Origin of the sequence: Paenibacillus sp. ACRRY (assembly GCF_022346995.1) — a bacterium.
Classification (GTDB): domain Bacteria; phylum Bacillota; class Bacilli; order Paenibacillales; family Paenibacillaceae; genus Paenibacillus.
This window is the reverse complement of record NZ_JAKRNM010000001.1, coordinates 483,000-503,012: the sequence shown is the minus strand read 5'-3', so window position 1 is coordinate 503,012 and position 20,013 is coordinate 483,000. Positions and strand designations below refer to the sequence as shown.

Here is a 20,013-nt window from a genome sequence, read left to right as displayed (position 1 = left end):
TACACTTAACGACATTACGACCCAAATACAAACAACGCGCACCGATTGAATATCGATGCGCGCTGGCGGCATAACTTTTTTAGTTCAAATGCTTTTCGTTACTGTCTAAATTAGAGGTTGCCGGATTTGTTACGGAAGTAATTCTGTAGAAACTCCTTAGCCCGCTGTGATTTCGGGTGATTAAATACTTCATCCGGCGTTCCTTCCTCTACGATTTTCCCCTTGTCCAGGAAAAGTACCTTGTTGGCCACTTCGTATACAAAGCTCATTTCGTGTGAAACAAGCAGCATGGTTTGTCCGCTGGCAGCTGTTTTTTTTATGGTTTGCAGCACCTCACCTACCAGCTCGGGATCAAGTGCAGATGTTGGCTCGTCGAGCAGGAGAAGCTTGGGCTCCATTGCCAACGCACGCGCAATACCGACACGCTGTTGCTGTCCTCCGGACAGATGTTTCGGATAATAATGCGCCCGTTCGGCCAACCCAACCTGTTCCAACTGCCTTTTGGCAATTTCAGTGGCATCCTTGTCCTTCATTTTCTTGACGACCTTCAGACCTTCTTTCACATTGTCCAGTGCGGTCCGGTGCTGAAAAAGGTTGAATTGCTGAAAGACCATTGCGGTTTGTTTGCGCAGCTCCAGGCGCTCATTGCTTGTAATTTTGCTGAAGTCCACCTTAAGTCCTTCAAGGTCCAGAAGGCCTTTGTTTGCCTTTTCCAGGCAATTCAAAGAGCGTAAAAAAGTAGATTTCCCCGCACCTGACGAACCAATAAGGGCTACAACATCTCCCTTCTCAATATCCACCGAAATATCGTCCAAAATGAGATTGCCGTGAAAAGACTTTGACAAATTGCTTACCTTGATCATCAGATCTCCCTCCTTCCCATGGAGAACCAGCCTTTGTTCATCGTTTTTTGTACCGGATCGGGAATCGAGAATCTCTTCTCCAGGAAACGCAAAATTTGTTCAATAATAATCGTCATGATCCAATAAATGATTGCGAGTGCTAGATAAACTTCGAAAAACCGAAAATTGCTTCCGGAAATGATTTTACCTTGTGCAGTCATCTCGATAACCCCAGCGACAAATGCCAGGGATGTTCCCTTAAGCAAACCGATCAAGGCATTACCCAGCGGCGGAATGGCAACGACCAGGGCTTGAGGTACGATAACTCTGCGTAGTACTTGAAGATAAGTCATGCCAAGCGACTCGGCTGCTTCTATCTGCCCCTTGTTTACGGATTGCAGAGCTGCACGGATCGTCTCCGAGTTATAAGCAGCTTCATTAAATGCAAATGTCACCAGAACAAACAGCATCGCAGGCACAGCGTTAATGTTATAATCGGTCCCATACTGTTGATTGATGAACTTTAACAACAGTGGTATCCCGTTATACGTTAAGTACAGCTGTACAATGATTGGTGTTCCCCGAATAAACGAGATGAACACGGCCACAACCTGACTGAGTACAGGAATCTTTCTCATGCGGATCACGGCAAAGATCAAGGCAAATACAAGACCGATAACCATTGAAATACTTGTGATCTGCAGACTCACAGGCAGAACCTCTAATAGTCGGGGAATGGCAGAAAACACCGCATTGATATCAAAAATTTCTCCCATGAAGTATTACATTCCTTCCGCAATATGTTCTAAATACAGCAAGAGTGGAATTACTTCCACTCTTTAACGGTCAACACTTCGCCTTGGCGAACGATTTCTGTATGATAACGCTCCTTACTGACTGCGTTCAGCCGTTCAAGCAATGATGTCGTAGCATCTTCTGATGCCAGGACAGGTAGCCCGCGTTTGGTTACGGTCTGGTGAGTAAGTCTGAGATCGATTGGAATCAGCTCATAATCGAAGCGATTTTCGTCAACGCTGAGATCAAACGAAACAAGGAAGTTTTCGGAAAACTTCGGATCACTGTAGAAGCCTTGCCAGTTCCCTTCACTGTCCTTCGTTCTGTTTTTGTGCAGCGTAGATGGGGATTCGTTTTCGGAATAGCCGTAAGCCGTAAACATCTCCGGAGAAATGATCGACTCCCCAGCTTCAAACTCCATGAACAGACTGCCGATGTTATAAAAAATCGGTTGACCGTTATGCAATTCCACACCTCTTGTAAAGTGGGCCCCATGTCCAAATACACAATTCGCTCCTGCATCAATTGCACCACGCGCAAACGTTTCGATGAATTCAGCAGGATAGTCCGAATACCAGTTTTCATTCTCCCCTTCATGGGTGTGCAAGCTTACGAATACAAAATCACTCCGCTCTTTGGCATCCCGAATCGTACGGAGAATTTCCTGCTGGTCTTGTGCATGAGCTTCGGTTTTGACACGAGGGTTATCCCCTTTTTCGAACGTCAGATAACCTTCAAAGAGTGATCCGAATTCGTAGTGATTTTCCGATTTGCTCTTGTACGTTTCGATTCGCTTTCCTTCTTCCATACTTGGTGAAATCCCGATACGTTCGCTGATTTCTTTCAGTGTTTCAAAATCCTGATCATTCACGACATACGTGCGTGACCAGCGAAGAGGATTGACGCCTGGACGAGCTGGAACCCCGTTGCCAGGGTTCGAAGCAGCAAATACCTCGCTTCTTGTTACATCGATGGTGATGATCGCGATCCGTCCATCTGCCGTATCTACAAATACCGGTTTACGTGCATCGTGTAAACTGTGTCCGACACCCAGCGGAACCAAGCCGCGCTGCTCCGCCTCATCAATTGTGTCGCATAAACCTTCGACACCGTAATCGCCTGTATGGTTATTTGCAAAACTCACGTAACGAATATTTAGCGGACCAAACTCATCCAACGCTTTGGGACGTACACTTGTCTGATAACCACGGCCAGATGCCGGAATCGTATTTTTTCTCGGCGTAACGAATTCAGCATTGGTGAACACCTCATCTGCCCCGCGCAACAGTGCGAGAAGGTTAGGATCCATTGTTTTATGCAAATTGCTGCTTGAAAACAGCGCATCTCCTGTAACGATAAATTTCATAATTTCACCCTTTTCTCACTATTCCATCAGTTCTTTTTTCGGCAGGTAGTCTCCGCCCAGCTGTTCTTCGCTGATTTTAAGCAGCGTACCATCATTGTACATTTCCTTGATGCGTTTGTTGACCGCATCGAGCAGAGTACTATCAGCAGATTTGGTGAACAGGATATATGAACCTGGGTCACTGTTTTCTGTAGAGAATGGTACAACTTTCAGATTGGTGAAACCATGTTCTTTGATGGCTTTCTCCGCAGAAACACGGGAAATAATGCGCACATCGTAACGTCCTGCTTCGATGCCTTCAAACTGCTTCACGAAGTTTTCGTCTGTATACATGATGTCTGCTTTGGCATCCGGATGATCTGTATTGTAATTCTCAAGTAGTGTTGCACCGGAGTTTCCTACTTCGGTTACGGCTTTGTACCCTTTCAGATCTTCGATCGATTTGAGGGTGTTGTCGTCTTTACGAACAACGAACACATTCGCATTTTCAATGATGGGCAACGAAAAATCATATTTCTCACGACGTTCAGGATTAGAACTGAAATTGTTTGCTCCCAGTTGAAAACGTCCGTTATCCAGTCCTGTCAGAATTCCTTCAAACTCAATCGCTTGCACTTCCAATTTGTATTCTGGCAGCCCTTCGAAAACGGCTTTCATAACTTCAACATCGTATCCTGTCAATTCACCGTCTTTATCGTAACTGAATGGATTACTGACTCCGCTGGTTGCTGCGACAATTGTTTTTTGACCTGTTCCCGCACCACTTTGAGCTTCAGAATCTGCCCCGCTTTTATTTCCGCATCCTGCAATAACAATACCCAACAATAGAATAAAAACGCCTGGCATAAATCTCTTTTTCATTACAACTTCCCCCTCGTGTAATCACGGAAATTAAAATATCCGATATAACATAGTAATTTAGTATGAAAAGTATTATGTCACGCTAGATATATTGTGTCAATAAAAAATGGTTGTAAAATGACGAATAATAGCGAAATCAGTCGAATTGTAATATGAAACAAGAATCCCTCTTTATCGAAGCAACGCGAAAAAGTTCGAATTATCTTATTATATACATATTCAAGAGAATTTCCGATATTTTTTTTAGCATTTCCCATACATAAATGATAGATTGCTATGATGTTATGCGACATTCTTCTACAGAAAGATACCGGTACCACACGCCTATTTCAAAATTTGTCGCTTTTTGAAAGGATACTATTATTTTTTTTATTTGTATACTTTACATATTTAATATATAAAATAAAGTGATGTTTGCTCAGACTAAAACTTATGAAGGTAACACAGCCGAGTAGGCTTAACAATATGTATCTCGCCCAGAGAAAGGTCCAAAAAAAGACTGGCTCATTAGCCAGTCCTTGTTTTACTCCTTCTTTTTCTGAGTCATCAATATTCCGATTATTTCACTTGAGACAATAGCTCTCCAGTGTTTCAACCAAAGAAGAAGGGATATCTATTTCCTCCAAAATAGTGCTGCCTCCCGGGATATGAATTCCCTTAGCAGACAATCGTTCAATCTGAGAGACTAATCGAGCGGAAAAACCGGGCGATAGCAGTTCGGGATCCAAAGCAATAATAAATACTCCTGCTCCAGGCGATTCACTGCCTTCATCGAAGGATGGCGCATCAAGTGACCAGTTTGCACCTGTCGCACCTGCAGCGAGTATTTCAACCATGAGAGCAATATTAGCACCACGTGTACCTCCAAAAGTAAGTAATGCCCCCTTGATTGCTTCGCGCGGATCAGTAGTGTTATTCCCTTTCTCGTCAATGGCCCAACCTTCCGGTATATCCTCTCCTCGTTCAGCAGCTTTACGTATATTAACAAAGGCTGTGGCGCTGGATGCCTGGTCGAATACCAAGGGAGACCTGTTATCAACAGGTGCAGCAAATGCAAGAGGGTTCGTTCCATAAACGGCTTCCGCCCCCTGTCCCGCAGCCATTAAAGCAGGCCCATTCGTTGTTGCGAAAGCTACCATCCCCCTATGGGCTAGTTTCCTTACGTAGTAACCCAGTTCACCGGCAGTATAACTATTCTTTAATGAAAATATGCTTACCCCATATGTACTCGCACGTGTTAGCAACTCCTCAAAAGCACGATCAAAACCGAGCTGGGCGATACCACCCTTAGCATCGGCTTTTATAATCGTAGGGGTTGGAAAGGATATTTCCGGTTCTGCTGTAGCCGTTATACGACCATTCAAAAAGCCTTCCAGATAATCGGGAAGATGGGCGAATCCAACCCCACTGCGACCGGAACACTCTGCGCCGACGGTTGCTTCAGCAAGTGAAGTTGCCACTGCTTGGCTCGCGCCAGTCGCAAGAATTACACGAATGGCCAACTCTCTTGCACTATCCAGGTTATAACTCATTGTCTGATATCCCAGAGAGCCGTGTGAATGTGAGACCCTATTGTGGCGAGGAATGAGTTGTTCTGTGCTTTCTTGTTACCCTTTTGCATATGAATCACACTCCTATTTGAAAATTTTCTTATTGTCATATAAGCATATCATTATAGCATAAACCAAATTAGTCATAGCATGTTCTGTTAACCTTACTTGCTCTATTTAAAGCTACCTTCTGCTAAGAATGAATTTAAAATATTGATTTTCACCGCCTTACTCTTAAAGATACAAGAAAAAACAGCTGATCAAATTCGAACCTTACAGGCCAAATTGGTCAGCTGCTTCCTTGTTTCTATTCCATCTGTCGTGACTATTATTCCTTGGCAGAGGATTCTGTATCCTCAGCGGTAGCCGCGGCAGCATCCGTGCTTTCATCTGCTGGCTCAAGTGTGTTAACAATTGTAGCCTTGGAACGCAATTCGCTCATCCAATTGGTACTGAGTTCACCGACTTGCTGCTCCACGAGTATATTACGAATATCTTCTTTTTTGTCTTCTTGCGTTGGATTAGTAGCTTCTTTAGAATCTGTCTTCTTGATAATGTGGTAACCATAATCGGACTTAATTGGGTCGCTAATCTCATCGACTTTCATGGAGAAAGCTGCTTTCTCAAATGCTTCTACCATTTCACCTTCTCCAAAAAATCCAAGATCCCCGCCATTCGCTGCAGAGCCTGTATCTGTGGATTTCTCTTTTGCCAGGGTTGCAAAATCTGCTCCCTCATCCAATTGTTTTTTGATCTCATCCGCTTCTTCTTTCGTCGCCACTAGGATATGGGATGCTCTTACCTGCTCCGGAGTGGCGAATGTTGCTTTGTTCGCCTCATAATAAGCACTGATATCCTCATCTTTTACTGTCGTTTGCGGTTCAAGAATTTTACGGATCTTCACTTGGACTTCCGTATTTTTCTTGAGCGAATCCATGGTCATGCCTGATTGAGAAAGTGCCATGTTAAGCCCTTCTTCACCGCCATACTGGGTTTTTAGAGATTCAATCTCGTCGTTCACATCTTGTTCAGTAACAGATACGTTCGCTTTTGTGGCCTCCTGATCGATCAACTTCATTGTAATCATGCTGTTCAGTGTGCTCTCGCCACCAAGAGAAACCAATTCATTATACAGCTCATCCTTAGAAATGTCCGTACCATTGACCGAAGCCACAGACTCCCTGCCCCCGCCAAACGGTGGATATACGAGTACAACGATAAGTGCGGCTGCCAGTACTCCGGAGATTACCATCCAGACCACATTTTTTTTCCCTTTAACCACTTGTGGATGTGCCTCGGATGAATGCTGTTGATTCTCCTCTTCTTGTATTTCCGGCACCATCGTTGTTTCTACCTGGTTCTCCCGCTCTTCGGTCAAAGAATCTTTCATTTCTTCTTCATTGTCAGATTGCGACGGCTTGTTGTTGTCCATTAAATTATGATCCCCCTTAGGCTTTTCCTAAATCTACTTTTTAATTAAATATAATGTATTCGGAAAATAATACCTTAAAATAACATAAAAAATCTTAAATCCTTATTCATTTGATTCATCTATATGTGTTATTTACAAAGGTAGATTACCTGAATGCAAAGCTTCTATTTTTTTAGAAAGATTTTTTGTATGTGGCCTCATATAACTTTCTGCTTTTTGCAATAGATCAGAATTTCCACCAAGGTTGTACTAAGATATCACTAACCAAGCCAAAACCTCCTATTAATAAGCCACTCCATTTGTTTCACTAATGTTCCCTGTTAGTTGAGACACTTAGCATTTAGCTCCCAAGGGGATATCTACAAATGGTACATATTGGTTAGGCTTAACTTCTTTATATACACGAACAAAATGGACATTAAAGGTTGGATAAGGAGCTAATTCGTTTATTGCTAACATTTCCATTTCGTGAATTTCAGTCTCCTTCAACCCCCAGTTGGTTTGCCCCAAGGTCAAATGTGGATGATACTTATCCATTTCAAAGTAGCGATCTACAAGTTCTTGTGATGGAGAAATCACGTTTACCAATCTTCGATGTAAATCAATTACTTTTTCCGTTTCAACGCTAAGAAATAAGACTTCACTTCCGAACGACCCAGGTACCGATAATGTTAACGAAAAAGTTTGGATTGAATCGCATGTTTGTCTTACCTTTTCTAGCCACTTCAGATCTCCATGAAGACCACCCTGCGCTTTTACAGTGATGTGTGGCTCTGCTACGTCGTTCAGATAGCTACTCGACCAGCGATCACGGAATACCACTATTTTTTCTTTGTACTCATCTGGAGGGGTAATTCCAATAAAATATTTCATTATACAGCCACATCCTTTAGCAACCATTTAGGAACATTGTGCACTTTCGCTCACCATTCTTATTTCTTCGACTATTCAGACGATCCTGCCTGTTAGTTAAATAATGTGTCACTACCAAGTAAATCTCACCGTTAGTAATAAGGTCCTTCCAGTTATAAATAAAAAAGTAATTACATTCCTCCATTAATTTTATATCCAGGTCGAGACAATTTCTTATTGGATCAAAAAAACGATGTAGCAACCAAAAAAAGCCGCTAGATTAGCGACTTTAATGAAGTATGTTGTAATACCTCGAACATCTAAAATCCTGCTGCATTAGCGATAGTCTAACACTAAGGAATACATCCTAATTATATATGCCCACCCATTCCGATGACTAATTCAGGTGTCATAACTAACCAGATAATGATGAAGCTCTGTATTATAGCAGCCGATACTGTGCTCTATTAGTCTTCCTTCCCCGTCAAAGGAGTTACGCAGGCGCTTGAGCACATGCATCCCTACGGGGATCTCCAGCAGCTTACACACCTCGGGAGGTGCTGGCTCTACAAAGAAACGGTCCCTGAAGTTTTCCAGCATAATGTCGTTCTCCTCCAGTGAGTCGTACAGCGATTGAATGTCTGTATTCATTTCTCGCATACCTTCGCCGGGCAGGGCAGCTGTAGCCAAGAAGTGTATGAGATGAATATAAGGCTGACCGTTCAGAATGTAGAGCCTTTCAATCCGCTGGCAATACAGTCCGAAGCGGCCAAATTCCTCCGTCCCTTCATCATTAGTGACTATTTGGGAGTTCAGTACTCTCTTTTCCAGTTTATGTCCCTCTTCTACGAGCAGCTCCGTAAACCGCTTCCCCTTAGAGAGCTTCTGATGGGAGGTATTGCGCATCACAATCGTGCCAACACCACTTTTTTTCTGCACATATCCCTCTTGAGACAGCTCCTGGACCGCACCGCGAACCGTCATTTTACTGACACCGAATTCCTTCTCCAGCTGTGGCTCAGAGGGGATGATGCTTCCGAGAGGATATACTCCATGGAGTATTCGATCTTTGAGAATTTTTTGGATTTGCTGATATAAAGGACCTTGCTTCCGCTTCAAGGACACTCGTTGTTCACTACCTTTCAACATCTAAGGTATGGTCTGACAGCGCCCGGAGCACCTCACTCTCGCTAAAAAGCGCTGTATCGCCTGGAGTGGTATGGGCCAGCATCGCTGCAGTCACTGCCATATTAACCGTCTGCTGCTGCGGGTATTGCTGCAATTGCCCGTGGATAATGGCACTCGCAAATACATCCCCGGCTCCGATTCGGTCATACACCGGGAAGGTCAGTTTGCCGGAAAACACGAACGTACCTTCATGACAAATATGACCTGTCAGGGAATGCGTGTTGTCAGCATTAATCTCTCGTTGGGTTCCCGCGACCGTTCTGATGCCGAAGCGCTCCACAACTTCGGGAATCACTTGCTTTAACTGTGTTATTCTATCATAACCTCCGGCTCCAATGCCAAGAATAAAGCGCGCATCCTTCTCATTCATCAGTGCTATGTCCGCAAGTTCGAGCAGTTCTTCATAATGTGGGCGTGCCTTGGTATAGCCATCTGTTCCCCATAACGCAGGACGGTAATTGCAATCAAAAACAACCTTCCCCCCGGCACGCTTCACTTCCACAGCAAGTTGTTTCATCTGCTGGCGAACGCCTTCATTCATTGCCAGCGTGATGCCGCATAAATGAAGAACGTCAACTTTGGCTGCAAGAGCTGGCATATCATAGTTACTCGCTTCCGCAGTATTGAAGCTGCTGCCCAGCCGGTCTGTGTAAGTGACTCTGCCGGGACGTGCTCCAAAGCCATTCTCCAGAAAGTACATCCCCAGATGCTTGCCGCCACGGCTGATTAGTGAAGTATCCACTCCAAGCTTGCGCAGATAGGCGATAGCTGATTCGCCCACCGGCGTTTCCGGCAAGGTAGTTATAAGAGCACCGGTATGGCCGTATTTGGCCAGCGCTGCCGTTACATTTACCCCGCTGCCAGAGAACGAATACTCCAGCCTGCTGCTCTGAATCAGCGTTTCATAACCCGGAACCTGTAAACGCATCATCACTTCACCAAAAGCAGCAATCCTAGGCATACCTGTCCACCAGCGATTTCATCATATCGAGTAGCCTGCGAACATCCTGCACGTTCGTACTCCCCGTCTCTGGATCGATAATAGAGGAATAGACATGCGGGATAACTTGTGGCACACCTGCCTGAAGTGCAATCTCCAGTATGGTTCCGAAGTTATTCAGGTCGATTCCACCCGTAGGCTCCAGAGCAAATCCGGCTTCCCCGCAGGCCTTGGCCACCGCTCGGTACTCCTCTTCCAGCTTCATACCCTGCATTGGATAATATTTGAGCGCATTGCCACCCATGTCACGAACCAGTGCAATGGCGGCATGAACCGGAACAATAGCATGCGGAGTGGTCCCTGAACTGACAGGGCCTGTTGATATATTTACATAGCCGGGTTGCCCGCACGGTGAAACCAGGCTGTTAATCCAGCTGTCCTTAGCTCCCAAGTTGGCTCGAGTCGCCCCCACTGCTGGGAAGACCTGATTGATATGGCTTCCCGGATAACTTGCTGCAATTTCCGCCACAACTGCCGCCTGGCGGTTATCTCCGGCTCCGAGCCCGATGGATACTGCATCTTGAATAGCCTGACCATATGCAGTCATGGCAATTGCTGCTTCCTCCGCCGTATCGTAATTTTTCGAGAGCACACCTATCAGTACATATCCTTCTGCAGCTTCGTATACTTCCTTAGCGTTTCCGATACTGCCAGCCAGTACATTAAGTGCGGCTCTGTTCTTATACAGACGCTGTTGAATATGACTCATTTTTGCTCGCCTCCCACGATCTCTTGTATTCTTCTGATAATCACCTGAAGATCATCACCCTGCAGGGGCCTGGGATCAATATCGAAATAACCCTGCTTGACGCCATAGTCTCGGGTATATATCGCAATTTCCCCTTCACGCAGCTGGTCATTCACATCCTTCGCTTCCTTTCCCGCAACAGCGGAATCAACCTGGACGCGTCCACGGAAAATCGCTCTACCCGCTTCATCTTGCACGATGCATACTGAAACTCCAGGAATCTCAGTCAGCAGCTGAAGAGCCTCCAGCTCCTGCTTCTCCCGTTCGCTGTTATCGGTCTTGTTCTGGTATTCCTCCAGCGCCTGAAGCAGCCCGAAGGTAGTCTCTTTACCAACCTTCATACTGCGGCCGATCCCTTGCAGCTGTACCTTCAGCCACTCGGTGTATTTCTTTTTACCGGCGACAATCCCGGAGGTGGGGCCCTCAATCGCTTTGGATCCGCTGTAAATCGCCAAATCTGAATAATGGACATATTTGGACAGATCCTCTTCTGCTGCGGCATCAACTATTAGCGGAATCCCTCTGCGCTGTGCAACCTCCCAGGCCTCTTCAACAGAAATCATGTTCTTTTGTACAGCGTGGTGAGATTTGACATAGAGAATGGCCGCGGTATGTTCACCGATGGCCTGCTCGATATGCTCCTGGCGGCCTTCATTGGCGTATCCCACTTCCACAACCCGGCCGCCGCCAAGAAATATCATGGTTTCGACAGGTGCTCCATATTGCACATTATGGCCTTTTAGCATAATAATTTCATTTTTCAATACCGGCTCTTGGTGAAGGCGAAGACTAAGCCGCGGATCTCCGGCAGTCACCATGGCTGCCACTGACAGGGCTATGCCGCTGGATGCCGAGTTCACAACAACTGCCCCTTCCGCACCAAGCAGGTGTGCAATATATTCTCCCGATTTGTCTACGAGGTCTGCAATCTCTACATACTGCTGTCCACCTTGTTTCATTGCCTCCATGACTGAATCCGTTGGTGCGGAAACGCCAAGAATGCTCATTCTACCACTGGCATTTATCACACGCTTCAGTCCATATCTAGCTTGTAATGAGTGATCCATTAGCATAGACTCCTTTAACCTTAATATAGTGCTGTGCGATCCGGACATCGCCTTCCGAGTCCATAAGTTGCTTCTCACCTGCTTCAAGAGCAAACAAAGTCAGGTTCGCCTGCTGTCCCACCCTAATCTGTCCGAGCTCCGGCTTGCCGAGCCATGCTGCTGCGTTGATTGTAACCGCGCGGATGACTTCTTCCAGACTGTAGCCGAGAACGAGAAACTTGGTCAGCACATTCGACATACTGTAGACCGGACCGTTCAGCCGGTTGCCGCGGTAAATATCCGTACTGATTGTATTCAGCTCAATACCGGCCACCTTGGCCTGTTCTGCAATCCGGAAGGAGAAGCTCGCTGTGCCATGTCCCACATCCAGATGAATTCCACGGGAAGCAGCATCAAGCAGTCCTTGTAGTGGTGTGCCGTCTTCATGGAACAGATTATTGGACTTGCCATTAAGGTAATGGGTGATTACATCGCCCGGCTGTAATAGCTCCAATACTTCGGAGATTGCAGGCGGTGCGGAACCAATATGAACCATGAGCGGCAGCTTCGTTTCTTCGGACAATATGCGTGCCAGCTTGAGCGGCTCTACGCCGCAATCTTTGACAACGCTTCGGCTTATGCGTGCTTTCAGACCAACGATAAAATCAGGATAAGCCGCTGCCGCTGCCCGGGCCTTCGCCCGGTCTATCCATTCCAGCTGTGACAGCTCATCTGTCCGTGCGAGCCCGATCCTTGAAATATTCAATAGAGCAAACACCTGCGTAGCAGTCTTCAGGCTGGCAGTGTACAATGCACCGATCCGGTCTGCTCCGCAGCTTCCGGCATCCACCAGTGTGGTTACTCCCTGCTTCACACCAATTTCATCAATATCATCGCCGTAGGGATCAAGCTCCGGCATAGCATGCACATGCAGATCAATCCATCCGCTAGACACATATAACCCCGAACAATCTTGACCGCTCTTTCCTTCCGCAGCCTGGCCTGACGGTTTAATGTCGGTGATGATCCCGTCCTGAATGGCGATATCAATGATCCGCCCGTCAACAAGCTGCAAATTGCGCAGCACATTCTCTGTGCCCAATCATCCCATCTCCTTCTTCAACCCAGGTATACAGGCAAATTAAAAATAAACCTGATGAGCTACTTTATTCCAAAGATTATAATGTTATAATGTTTATGCTAACTTAAATATCATCCAGAACAGAACAGTAATTTATTATTCCAGGATGACTAATCCGACTTTTTAAATACGGGAGGGACAACTACATGGCTAATCCGGCATTCAAGCCATCCTTGCTCAACCAATTCAAATTCAGCTGGAATCATTTCAAATCAAGACTTCTACTGAAATATGCGTTTTCCTACATTCTTATATTTCTTATCCCTCTAACAGGTGTTACTATTTTTGTATATGAAAACGCTGTCAAGGGGCTTCGTGTAGAAATTGAACAATCCAATGTCAATCAGCTGAATCAGGTGAAGAACACCATAGATACCCGTATGAATGAACTTCAGGAAATAGCAGGGAGAATCGCCTATGACAAGTATTTGACCCCTTACATGGTGAGGGATCCCTACTACAGCATGGAGGCGATACAGGCACTTGCTAATTACAAAGCCAGCAGCAATATTGCCGAGGACCTGCTTCTGTATTTCCATAACGACTCCAACATCTATTCTCACCGTGGTCTCGCTGATCTTCATGTCACCTTTGATACTCTCTATCAATTTGAGCGTTGGACCCCTGCGGAGTTGCGGCAGGACTTAAATGAAACCCGACAACCGCTGGTACGTCCCGCGGAGAATGTAACCATTAATTCCCGGACGGATCCAATGCTTGTCATGCTCGTACCCATTAAACCGAATGACCCCTATCCATACGGAACCGTTGTCTATTTAATGAAAGAATCCAAGCTTACTGGAGTTATGGATTCAATTTTGAGTGACTTCACGGGGAGCAGCTACATATTCGGTCCTACTGGAGAGGTGTTGACGGCAAACAGCCATGGCGTCACCCTTCCCCAGAACGAGCTGGAGAACATATCCGGACTTGAGCCTGGGATTCATAATCTGAAGCTGGACGGGGAACAACACTCCGTCGTTTCGGTGCAATCGGAAGAAAATGGCTGGACCTATGTCACCACGATGCCAAGCTTCCAATTTTTTAGTCGTGTGGCCCATGTTCAGACCCTGATTTTAATTGTCTTCTGTATTACAGTGATCACTGGCATTGCTGCGGCACTGCTGCTGGCCAAAAGGCAGTACCATCCGATTAGGGATCTGATGGAATTCGCGAAGCTGAAAAGCAGCGGTAATGATGCTCCCAAGCTTCGCAATGAGTGGGAATGGATCCGGCAAACTCTTCACGATTACAGCGCCAAAATTGATCTACAGGAGCCCTTCGTCCGCAATCAGTGTATGCTGCTGCTGCTTAAACACGGCAAGCCGGACGATCCAGAAATTGAGCAGATGATTTTCAGTACCGGCTTCAGGCATCCTCAGGGGGAAGGCCTCTATTTCTCAGCTATTCTGTCCTGGGATGACACCAAGCCGGGCAGCAAGTCCTGGCAGGAACGGCATCTCCTGCAGGATATACTCAGCAATGTGTGCTTGCCCACTCCTGGTGCACAGATCTTTGGTGTGGAATTTTCGGTCAAGGACCAATTTGCCTTAATCATTTCACTTCCCGGAGAAGCGGACATGGTGGTCCAGACCCAAATGGAGCAGGTTATTGAAGGTATCCAATCGATCATCCGTGAGCACTCGCAGCTGTCCTTAAGCATCGGTGTCGGTATGGCATATAGCGACCTGAGCCGTCTTAATCAATCGTTTATCGAAGCTGCCGCGGCACTGGAACACCGAATGATCCGGCGCAGCGGACAGGTAACCTACTTCGAGCAGCTTGCAGAGCTGAACCCTTCCGCCACCGAGAGTTTCTGGATTCCGCGCAAATCCATGTTGAAGCTGGAGCAGAGTCTGAAACAGGGCAACGAACCGGTAGCCGTCCAGATGATTGCTGATACCATCGAGATGATCAAAGACGAGCCACTGCAAGTTCATCTGCTGCGCTGCATCTGCTTCGAACTGCTGAACGCTTTTCTGCGCACAGCCTCCGAACTTGGGATGGATAGTGTGTTTGCCAATATGCCGGAATTGACCTCCTTTGAAACGCTAGAAGAGCTGGAGAACCGCCTGCTCTCTCTGGCCGCTGACATTTGCATGCAGGTCGAGCGGAACACGGAGACAAGCGAATCTTCGTTAATGGATGACATTCTGGCCTACGTGGACGAGCAGTTCGCAGACTACACACTCAGCCTGGAACATGTGGCGCTTAAGTTTGCCATTTCGACCTCTTATTTGAGCCGGAGTTTCAAAGAGAAGACTGGCAGCAATTTCTCACAATATATCTGGCAAAAACGTGTGGATGAAGTCATCCGGCTGTTGGAGAACACTAGCGCACCGCTCAAAGAAATTATCGAGCAGGTCGGTTATTTGGATACGCCGAATTTCATCCGCAAGTTCAAAAAAGAAATCGGTCTGACACCAGGGCAATATCGTAAAGAACATGCTTTGAAGGGGACTGTTGTGAAAAGGCCCATTTAATTCCGGGCTTCCTTCTTCCCCTGCAAAGCAGCTGAATCACTAACCAAGCCGGCCCTGATTACTGCCCTTCCCGAAGGATATGCTCTACCAATTCATCCAGAGGAACCGTGGCGAGAGCAATCGCTGTATCCGTTACTCCGTAATAGATAAAGAGCAGTCCATCTTTGACCACGTTTCCGGTCGGGAAGATTACATTCGGAATCTGGAATCCAAATTTCTCGTAGTACGTCTCCGGCTCCATAATGAAATGATGGGTCCGGGCAATGATTTTCTCAGGCTGCTCCAAATCCAGCAGCATAGCTCCCACACGGTAGACGATATCTTCATCGACGCCGTGATAGAGCACCAGCCAGCCCTTGTCGGTACGGATTGGAGGCGTTGAGCCCCCGATTTTCCGCGATTCCCAGGACAGGTTTCCGGCGGTGGCGAGCAGCTTGGGCTCTTCCCAGTTCACCAGATCCTCGGAGTAGGTAATCCACATGGCCGCCTTATCCGTACCGTAGTCTTCTCCCACATATTCCTCGGGACGGCGCAGCAGTACGAATTTGCCACCTATTTTTTCAGGAAACAGAATATTATCCCGGTCGTTAATATCAAGAGGTGTCGTATCCGCCACAAACTCCCAATCCAGGAGATTATCCGATTTCAGAATGGAGGACCGGGTCAACCAGTGTCCCTCCTCTTCCCCCCATCCGTCCGGATATTCCGGAATTGAGCGCAGGGGGACCCCTGCTCCCGTTGGATAATAGCTCATTGCACAGGGACGCAGGGCGTAGTTCAGATAGAAGGTTCCATCAATCTTGACAATACGTGGGTCCTGCACACTGCCATATGGAAAACCCAGCATATCGGGCGTCACAATGGGTTCATCCTTCACGTGGGTGAAGTTTACGCCATCATCGCTCTCCAGCAGACCCAGATAATTCTTGCATGGAGTCAGGGAGCCTGCGGTGCGCTCAATCATATAAAATTTGTCATTATCTATGATGACTGCCGGGTTGAAGACCGTAACCTTTCGCCATTCATAGCCGCCCGGGACGACAATGGGATTGTTCGGATGTCTCGTTATTTGCATGTCTGTTCCTCCTGGGATTCATGTTCAAGGTATGGTTTCCGCGCTGACTTGATTAGTTGGATTTCCAGCGGTCATACGCAGCCTGATTAATTTCAGCCACACGTTCTCCACCCATTTTCTTAACGGTCGCCACATAATTGTCCCAGCTGGTAAGGGGCTCTGCACCGGTGATGAACTTCGCTTCCATCTGCTTCACGTATGTGCTCAAATCCGAATTCAGGTTGCTGATTTCCGTCTGCTCTTCCACGGTGAGGAATAGTGTTGGGAACGGAATCCGAGCACCTTTATCGAGAAGCTTTTGCTCCGTTTCCTTCTCTACCCAGAGATCAAAGTCTGTCTTCAGCCCTTTACTAATATCATCCATGGACAGGGTCGGAGCAGGAATACCGTAGTTAGGTGTCAGAGTAGCTCGATAATCTTCCATTTCTTTTCCATCCGGTACAGGCAAATATTTCTTCACCCGGTTTTCTTTGTCGGTATATTCCCAGAGAATGCCCTCTGGCCCTTTATTAAAGAACATGGCACCTTCGTAGGAATAGAGATAATCCACCCAACGCATCGAGGCTTCCGGCGCCGGGTTGCTTTCCGTAATGGCAAAGGCACCCGTTGTAATCCCTCTGTTCTTCGCAATCGCCGGTGCAGCCACCGATTCGCTGCGGACAGGTGCAAACATTGGATCTGCCGTCGAAGGCTCTCCGCCTTTGGACATGTAGGCATGCCAGTCGGAGAAGAGGGCGACCTGGTTGTTCTGTGCTTTAGCCTTCTTTTGCTCTGCCGTCTGCGAGAAGCTCTCATGATCCAATAGCTCTTCGGACCACAGACGGTTCATATAGGTCAAATATTCCTTATATCCTTCTTCAAGCGGTGTATAGTGCACCTTATCGTCATCGTCCACGTATATCTCTTCTTCATAAATACCGAAGGCACCAAGCAGCCAGGTGCGGATATCACGTAGATTGGCAGCAGGTGTTGTCACCGAGGAAATCGGAATTTCATCGGCTATGCCATTGCCGTTCGGATCTTCTTCCTTCACACGCTTCAGGTAGGTATACAGCTCTTCTGTCGTTTCGGGAAGCTTGTCAATATTCAATGCTTTCAGGAAGTCACCGTTATACCACATTGGGTTACGATACCAATGCTGACTGAGTTCTACTACCGGCAAAGAATAGATATGCCCGTCCGGTGCTGTAATTGATTTGCGGACATCCGGATTCTCATCCAGCAAAGCCTTGAAATTCGGAGCATATTCTTCAATCAGATCTTCCAAAGGAACGAGGATACCCTGCTCTCCATAATTCATCTGCTCTGCAGTGGTCAAACCTGCAGCATAGAGAATATCCGGGTAATCTCCGCTGGCGAGCACCAGATTCTTCTTGGTCTCGAAGCTGTCCTTCGGTGCATTCCTGTATTCCAGCTTAATGCCCGTCTTCTCCTGCATCTGCTGGAGCACGGTCATGTTCTCCCAGTTCTGAATCCCTACATCCGGCGCCATAAGTGTGAGAGTTACGGATTCATTGACAATCGGGAAACCCTCTTTATTCACAGTAACCGCTCCGGTACTGTTATCTCCTGCCCCTTTGTCAGCATTGCTGCAGCCTGCCAGCAGTGTAAGAACTAGAGCCGAAGACAACAGAAGCTTCCATGGTTTGCGTGTGGTCTGCATGAATAATTCCTCCCTTGTTATATACACCATTCTAATGGTTCAACCTTTAACAGAGCCAATCATGACCCCTTGGACAAAGTAACGCTGCAGGAATGGATAAACCGCCACGATCGGCAAAGTGGAGACAACAATGACTCCGTATTTGATTAGTGATGCCGTTTCAGCCTTATTGTTCATGGCGGTCGCCACCTCGCTATTGATCGAAGCGCCCGTGGTTTCGGCCGACATCTCCTGAAGGACAAGGATCTGGCGCAGTACCATCTGCAGCGGATACTTGGCTTCATCATTCAAATAGATCAGGGACGGGAAATAACTGTTCCAGTGGCCTACTCCATAGAATAAAGCCATAACGGCAATAATGGGTGCCGACAGTGGCAAAATAATGCGGATGAACAGCTTCAGATTCGTACAGCCATCCATGTGCGCCGCTTCCTGCAGTTCTTTTGGGATGGTCGTCTGAAAAAAGGTGCGGGCTACGACAATATTCCAAACTGAAGCAGCCACCGGCAAAATCAATGCCCACATGCTGTTGATGAGTCCGAGGTTTTTGACCAGCAGATACGTCGGCACGAGCCCGCCACTGAAGAACATTGTAAACAGAATGAGACCCATGAATAGATTACGCCCGACAAAATCAGATCTGCTGAGCGCATACGCGGCTGGCAGAGTAACGGCGAGATTGACCAGGGTCCCTACCACCGTATAAATAATCGTGTTCAAATAACCATTCCATATCTTCGGGTTATCAAAAACAAGCTTGTAGCCGTCCAGTGTCACATTCTTCGGAAACAGCCACATGGCTCCCGAGTTGACGTCCTGCGGCGAACTGATGGAAGCACTGAGAATATAGATCAGCGGATAGAGAACAACGAGCAGTGCAAGAACCAAATAAATATAGGTGCAAATCACAAACAGCTTGTCCCCTCTGGACTCTTTCATGGCAGTAACCAAAGACCTCAACTCCTTTCTACCAGAGGCTATTCTCACTGGTACGTTTGGCAATCTGATTGACAGTAACAAGCAAAATAACGTTGATTACCGAGTTAAACAATCCCACAGCCGTTGAGAAGCTATACTGGGCATCCACCAAACCGGCGCGGTAGACATAGGTGGAGATTACATCGGAGGCTTCCATATTGAGTGAATTCTGCAGCAGCAGAATTTTCTCGAAGCCAAGGCCCAGTATATTACCCATATTTAAGATCAGCATGATTGTAATGGTGGGTACAATGGTTGGCAGATTGATATGCAGCATCCGTTTAATCCGGCTCGCTCCATCCATAATGGCCGCTTCATGCAGCTGGGGATCTACGCCAGACAAAGCTGCGAGATAAATAATCGTCCCCCACCCGGTACTCTGCCAGACACCCGAGAAAACATAAATCGTCTTAAACCAGGCCGGGTCCGTCAGAAATTGTGCTGGTTGAAAGCCCAGGAATTCAATTAACCGGACAATCATTCCACTGGAAGGCGACAAAAAGGTGATGATCATCCCCGCCATAACAACAACGGAAATGAAATGCGGAGCATAGGTTACCGTCTGAACCGATTTCTTGAACGGACCGTTCCGTACCTCATTAAAGGCTAGCGCCAGAATAATCGGAAGTGGAAAGCCGATCGCAAGTTCATAGAAGCTGATGCTGAACGTGTTCCAGAGCAGATCCCAAAAGAAATAGGAATTGAAGAATCGTTCAAAATGGTCAAAACCAACCCATTCACTGCCTGTGATTCCTTTTGAAGGTACAAAATTCTTGAAAGCAATCTGAATGCCGTACATCGGGCCGTAATGAAAAACGAGGAAATACAACAACGCGGGAAGCATGAACAAATAAAGCTCCCAATTTTTCCAGATTCTTTTGCCAAGGGATTTGTTCTTCAATGAAGGTTTTACAGATACTGTAGCATGACTCACCTTCATTCTCCCACTCCTCTCTATGGTATTTTTTTCGTTACATAAAATAAATTTGTATC

The 20,013-nt window shown here is 46.7% G+C and carries 17 protein-coding genes; 1 reads left to right on the top strand and 16 read right to left on the bottom strand.

The window, feature by feature from the left end:
* Nucleotides 1–110 precede the first annotated feature (110 nt).
* The 12 genes from MH144_RS02215 to MH144_RS02160 form a co-directional block, all read right to left on the bottom strand.
* On the bottom strand, nt 111–863 hold the full coding sequence (locus MH144_RS02215; RefSeq protein WP_239297450.1) for an amino acid ABC transporter ATP-binding protein: 753 nt from the start codon (nt 861–863) through the stop codon (nt 111–113).
* Complete coding sequence (locus MH144_RS02210) at nt 863–1,618, bottom strand: amino acid ABC transporter permease (RefSeq protein WP_239297449.1); 756 nt, start codon at nt 1,616–1,618, stop codon at nt 863–865. The genes MH144_RS02215 and MH144_RS02210 overlap by 1 nt, the downstream gene beginning before the upstream one ends.
* Nucleotides 1,619–1,668: 50 nt before the next feature.
* Nucleotides 1,669–3,003, bottom strand: coding sequence for a CapA family protein (locus MH144_RS02205; protein WP_239297448.1), 1,335 nt, complete (start codon nt 3,001–3,003; stop codon nt 1,669–1,671).
* An 18-nt stretch (nt 3,004–3,021) separates the two neighbouring features.
* The gene (locus tag MH144_RS02200; protein WP_239297447.1) at nt 3,022–3,864 is read right to left on the bottom strand and encodes a transporter substrate-binding domain-containing protein; all 843 of its coding nucleotides are present in this window, start codon (nt 3,862–3,864) and stop codon (nt 3,022–3,024) included.
* A gap of 563 nt (nt 3,865–4,427) precedes the next feature.
* Entirely contained in the window at nt 4,428–5,396 is a 969-nt protein-coding gene (locus MH144_RS02195) for an Ldh family oxidoreductase (protein ID WP_239297446.1), read from the bottom strand.
* A 346-nt stretch (nt 5,397–5,742) separates the two neighbouring features.
* Nucleotides 5,743–6,846: a peptidylprolyl isomerase gene (locus tag MH144_RS02190; protein ID WP_239297445.1), complete on the bottom strand. Its 1,104-nt coding sequence runs from the start codon at nt 6,844–6,846 to the stop codon at nt 5,743–5,745.
* Between the two features lie 333 nt (nt 6,847–7,179).
* The gene (locus MH144_RS02185; protein ID WP_239297444.1) at nt 7,180–7,719 is read right to left on the bottom strand and encodes a 2'-5' RNA ligase family protein; all 540 of its coding nucleotides are present in this window, start codon (nt 7,717–7,719) and stop codon (nt 7,180–7,182) included.
* A 381-nt stretch (nt 7,720–8,100) separates the two neighbouring features.
* Complete coding sequence (locus MH144_RS02180) at nt 8,101–8,847, bottom strand: GntR family transcriptional regulator (protein WP_239297443.1); 747 nt, start codon at nt 8,845–8,847, stop codon at nt 8,101–8,103.
* Nucleotides 8,834–9,847: a sugar kinase gene (locus tag MH144_RS02175; protein WP_239297442.1), complete on the bottom strand. Its 1,014-nt coding sequence runs from the start codon at nt 9,845–9,847 to the stop codon at nt 8,834–8,836. Before MH144_RS02175 ends, MH144_RS02180 begins: the two co-directional genes overlap by 14 nt.
* Nucleotides 9,840–10,595 (bottom strand): 2-dehydro-3-deoxy-phosphogluconate aldolase, encoded by a 756-nt coding sequence (gene dagF / locus MH144_RS02170; protein ID WP_239297441.1) that lies wholly within the window; start codon nt 10,593–10,595, stop codon nt 9,840–9,842. Before dagF ends, MH144_RS02175 begins: the two co-directional genes overlap by 8 nt.
* On the bottom strand, nt 10,592–11,701 hold the full coding sequence (locus MH144_RS02165; RefSeq protein WP_239297440.1) for a DgaE family pyridoxal phosphate-dependent ammonia lyase: 1,110 nt from the start codon (nt 11,699–11,701) through the stop codon (nt 10,592–10,594). Before MH144_RS02165 ends, dagF begins: the two co-directional genes overlap by 4 nt.
* Complete coding sequence (locus MH144_RS02160; protein ID WP_239297439.1) at nt 11,679–12,782, bottom strand: amidohydrolase/deacetylase family metallohydrolase; 1,104 nt, start codon at nt 12,780–12,782, stop codon at nt 11,679–11,681. Before MH144_RS02160 ends, MH144_RS02165 begins: the two co-directional genes overlap by 23 nt.
* Before the next feature lie 185 nt (nt 12,783–12,967).
* Between MH144_RS02160 and MH144_RS02155 the strand changes: the two genes are divergently transcribed.
* Nucleotides 12,968–15,304 carry a helix-turn-helix domain-containing protein gene (locus tag MH144_RS02155; protein WP_239297438.1) on the top strand — a complete coding sequence of 779 codons (2,337 nt, stop codon included), beginning with the start codon at nt 12,968–12,970 and terminating at the stop codon, nt 15,302–15,304.
* Between the two features lie 58 nt (nt 15,305–15,362).
* On the opposite strand, the gene MH144_RS02150 is transcribed toward MH144_RS02155, so the two are convergent.
* Genes MH144_RS02150 through MH144_RS02135 form a run of 4 tightly spaced genes read right to left on the bottom strand, consistent with a single transcriptional unit; the run spans nt 15,363 to nt 19,960 of the window.
* The gene (locus MH144_RS02150; protein WP_239297437.1) at nt 15,363–16,379 is read right to left on the bottom strand and encodes a glycoside hydrolase family 130 protein; all 1,017 of its coding nucleotides are present in this window, start codon (nt 16,377–16,379) and stop codon (nt 15,363–15,365) included.
* Nucleotides 16,380–16,431: 52 nt separating this feature from the next.
* On the bottom strand, nt 16,432–18,042 hold the full coding sequence (locus tag MH144_RS02145; protein WP_239297436.1) for an extracellular solute-binding protein: 1,611 nt from the start codon (nt 18,040–18,042) through the stop codon (nt 16,432–16,434).
* A gap of 39 nt (nt 18,043–18,081) precedes the next feature.
* Nucleotides 18,082–18,993, bottom strand: a complete 912-nt coding sequence (locus MH144_RS02140) for a carbohydrate ABC transporter permease (protein WP_095286732.1) — start codon at nt 18,991–18,993, stop codon at nt 18,082–18,084.
* Between the two features lie 16 nt (nt 18,994–19,009).
* Complete coding sequence (locus MH144_RS02135; RefSeq protein ID WP_239297435.1) at nt 19,010–19,960, bottom strand: ABC transporter permease; 951 nt, start codon at nt 19,958–19,960, stop codon at nt 19,010–19,012.
* Between the last annotated feature and the right edge of the window lie 53 nt (nt 19,961–20,013).

Excerpts from the sequence above, each read along its gene's own strand:
- MH144_RS02215 (WP_239297450.1), bottom strand. The coding sequence starts at position 863 with ATGATCAAGGTAAGCAATTTGTCAAAGTCTTTTCACGGCAATCTCATT.
- MH144_RS02210 (WP_239297449.1), bottom strand. The coding sequence starts at position 1,618 with ATGGGAGAAATTTTTGATATCAATGCGGTGTTTTCTGCCATTCCCCGA.
- MH144_RS02205 (WP_239297448.1), bottom strand. The coding sequence starts at position 3,003 with ATGAAATTTATCGTTACAGGAGATGCGCTGTTTTCAAGCAGCAATTTG.
- MH144_RS02200 (WP_239297447.1), bottom strand. The coding sequence starts at position 3,864 with ATGAAAAAGAGATTTATGCCAGGCGTTTTTATTCTATTGTTGGGTATT.
- MH144_RS02195 (WP_239297446.1), bottom strand. The coding sequence starts at position 5,396 with ATGAGTTATAACCTGGATAGTGCAAGAGAGTTGGCCATTCGTGTAATT.
- MH144_RS02190 (WP_239297445.1), bottom strand. The coding sequence starts at position 6,846 with ATGGACAACAACAAGCCGTCGCAATCTGACAATGAAGAAGAAATGAAA.
- MH144_RS02185 (WP_239297444.1), bottom strand. The coding sequence starts at position 7,719 with ATGAAATATTTTATTGGAATTACCCCTCCAGATGAGTACAAAGAAAAA.
- MH144_RS02180 (WP_239297443.1), bottom strand. The coding sequence starts at position 8,847 with ATGTTGAAAGGTAGTGAACAACGAGTGTCCTTGAAGCGGAAGCAAGGT.
- MH144_RS02175 (WP_239297442.1), bottom strand. The coding sequence starts at position 9,847 with ATGCCTAGGATTGCTGCTTTTGGTGAAGTGATGATGCGTTTACAGGTT.
- dagF (WP_239297441.1), bottom strand. The coding sequence starts at position 10,595 with ATGAGTCATATTCAACAGCGTCTGTATAAGAACAGAGCCGCACTTAAT.
- MH144_RS02165 (WP_239297440.1), bottom strand. The coding sequence starts at position 11,701 with ATGGATCACTCATTACAAGCTAGATATGGACTGAAGCGTGTGATAAAT.
- MH144_RS02155 (WP_239297438.1), top strand. The coding sequence starts at position 12,968 with ATGGCTAATCCGGCATTCAAGCCATCCTTGCTCAACCAATTCAAATTC.
- MH144_RS02150 (WP_239297437.1), bottom strand. The coding sequence starts at position 16,379 with ATGCAAATAACGAGACATCCGAACAATCCCATTGTCGTCCCGGGCGGC.
- MH144_RS02145 (WP_239297436.1), bottom strand. The coding sequence starts at position 18,042 with ATGCAGACCACACGCAAACCATGGAAGCTTCTGTTGTCTTCGGCTCTA.
- MH144_RS02135 (WP_239297435.1), bottom strand. The coding sequence starts at position 19,960 with ATGAAGGTGAGTCATGCTACAGTATCTGTAAAACCTTCATTGAAGAAC.